This is a genomic window from Salipiger sp., assembly GCF_059781815.1.
This window is the reverse complement of sequence record NZ_JBYNAH010000418.1, coordinates 1-1,671: the sequence shown is the minus strand read 5'-3', so window position 1 is coordinate 1,671 and position 1,671 is coordinate 1. Positions and strand designations below refer to the sequence as shown.

The 1,671-nt window shown below is 66.3% G+C and carries 3 protein-coding genes; 2 read left to right on the top strand and 1 reads right to left on the bottom strand.

Annotated elements, in window-relative coordinates; genetic code table 11:
* The coding region (locus AC6RA4_RS25420; protein WP_500165099.1) for a substrate-binding domain-containing protein at positions 1-427 on the top strand (427 nt) is incomplete at its 5' end.
* Here AC6RA4_RS25420 and AC6RA4_RS25415 read toward each other — a convergent pair.
* Positions 392-1,096, bottom strand: coding sequence for a GntR family transcriptional regulator (locus tag AC6RA4_RS25415; protein ID WP_500165097.1), 705 nt, complete (start codon positions 1,094-1,096; stop codon positions 392-394). The genes AC6RA4_RS25420 and AC6RA4_RS25415 overlap by 36 nt on opposite strands.
* Before the next feature lie 129 nt (positions 1,097-1,225).
* Here AC6RA4_RS25415 and AC6RA4_RS25410 point away from each other — a divergent pair.
* The coding region (locus AC6RA4_RS25410) for a Bug family tripartite tricarboxylate transporter substrate binding protein (RefSeq protein WP_500165095.1) at positions 1,226-1,671 on the top strand (446 nt) is incomplete at its 3' end.

Sequence of the window (1,671 nt, the reverse complement as noted above, 5' to 3'; positions counted from 1 at the left end):
CGACACCTCGACCCACATCGAGCGCTCGCGCGGGTTCCTCGATCGGCTGGGTGAGGCCGGCGTGGCGCCGGTGGCGCAGCATTGCGGCGGGTTTTCCTATGCCGCAGGGGTTCGCGCCGGGGCCGAGCTGCTCGCCGGCCCGGCCCGGCCTGACGCGGTGTTCTGTGAAAACGATGTCATGGCGCTGGCGCTGATCGACGCGGCGCGGGCGCGCGGCATGCGGGTGCCAGAGGATCTTGCCGTGATCGGTTTCGACGACATCCCAATGGCAGGCTGGCAGTCCTACCGGTTGACCACGGTACGACAGCCGATCCGCCGCATGGTGGCAGAGGCCCTGTCTCTGATCGAGCAGCTCCGCGTCGACGGCACCGGCAGCGGCGCGATCCGGGTGCTACCGGTCGAACTCATCGCGCGAGACACCGGCTGAACGGTAGCCGCGGCGACCCTCCGCGAGCACTGCGGCGGCGGCCAGGATATGCACCCGCATGACCGCCTGCGCGAGTGCGCCGTCGCCGAGCCGGAAAGCGCGCAGGAGCAGTCTGTGGTCGCTGTCGCTCCGCTGCGTGTCCTCCGCCGAGAACTGCTGGTAGGTCATCGTCAGCAGGGCAAGGTCGGTGAGTTGCATCACCGTCTTTTCGGCGTGGGCAATGCCGGAAATGCGCAGGATGCGGAGGTGCAGCGAGCGGTTCAGCCGGCTGCGTTCACCGGGATCGTCCGTGGTCTCCATGCGGTCGCAAAGCTCGACCAGCTCGCGCAGCTCCTCGGGCTGGATGCGCTGCGCGCAGCGGAAGGCGGCGTTGCCCTCGATATCGGCGCGGATCTCGAAGCTCGAGGTGACCTCCTCCGGATCCCAGCGTCGGACCACCGCCCCGGCATTGGGTCTGACCTCGATATAGCCCTCCGCGGCGAGGTTGCGCAGCGCCTCGCGCACCGGGGTCCGGCTTACCCCGAGCTCGGAGGCGAGCCCTGCCTCGCCGAGCTTGTCGCCCCATGTGTATTGCCCGGCAACGATCCCGTCGCGCACATGCAGATAAGCCCGCGCCACAGCGGTTCCCGGGATCAGATGGCTGGGCAACTGGTTGGAGAGGTCGTCCATCAATGGTCTTTCGCGACTGAAATTTTTTCAATGCCAGTATGCACGATTGACGTAATGCATGCAACAATGCTCAAAACGGGCCTGAGGAGATGCGATTCACGCATTATTGTATGCAATGGGAGGAAAATCATGACTTATACTCGCAGGCGACTGCTTCGCACCGCGGCTGCGGCGCCGGTGGCTCTGGGCCTTGGCTCGCTTCAGGCCAGCGCCTATCCGGCACGCAAGCTGACGCTGGTGGTGCCGTTCAACCCGGGCGGCTCGGCCGACCGCATGGCGCGCGCGGTGGCCCAGTTCCTGCCGATGGAGCTTGGCGACACCCCGGTCACGGTGGTCAACCGCCCCGGCGGTTCGGGCGCGCTCGGGCACAGCTGGTTCATCCGTCAGCCCGACGATGGCGGCTTCGCGCTGATCTCGCCGGTGAACCCCTACCTGATCTCCAACGTGCTGCGCGGGCAGGGTGGTCTGAACTGGGAAGACTTCCACCATGTGAACGGTCAGTGGGAGGACTACTGCGCCGGGTTCGTGAACAACGAGCAACCCTACGAGACCATGGCAGACCTCATCGCCGATAT

Bases quoted from the DNA above. Each gene is read 5' to 3' on its own strand.
- AC6RA4_RS25415 (WP_500165097.1), bottom strand. From the start codon at position 1,096: ATGGACGACCTCTCCAACCAGTTGCCCAGCCATCTGATCCCGGGAACC.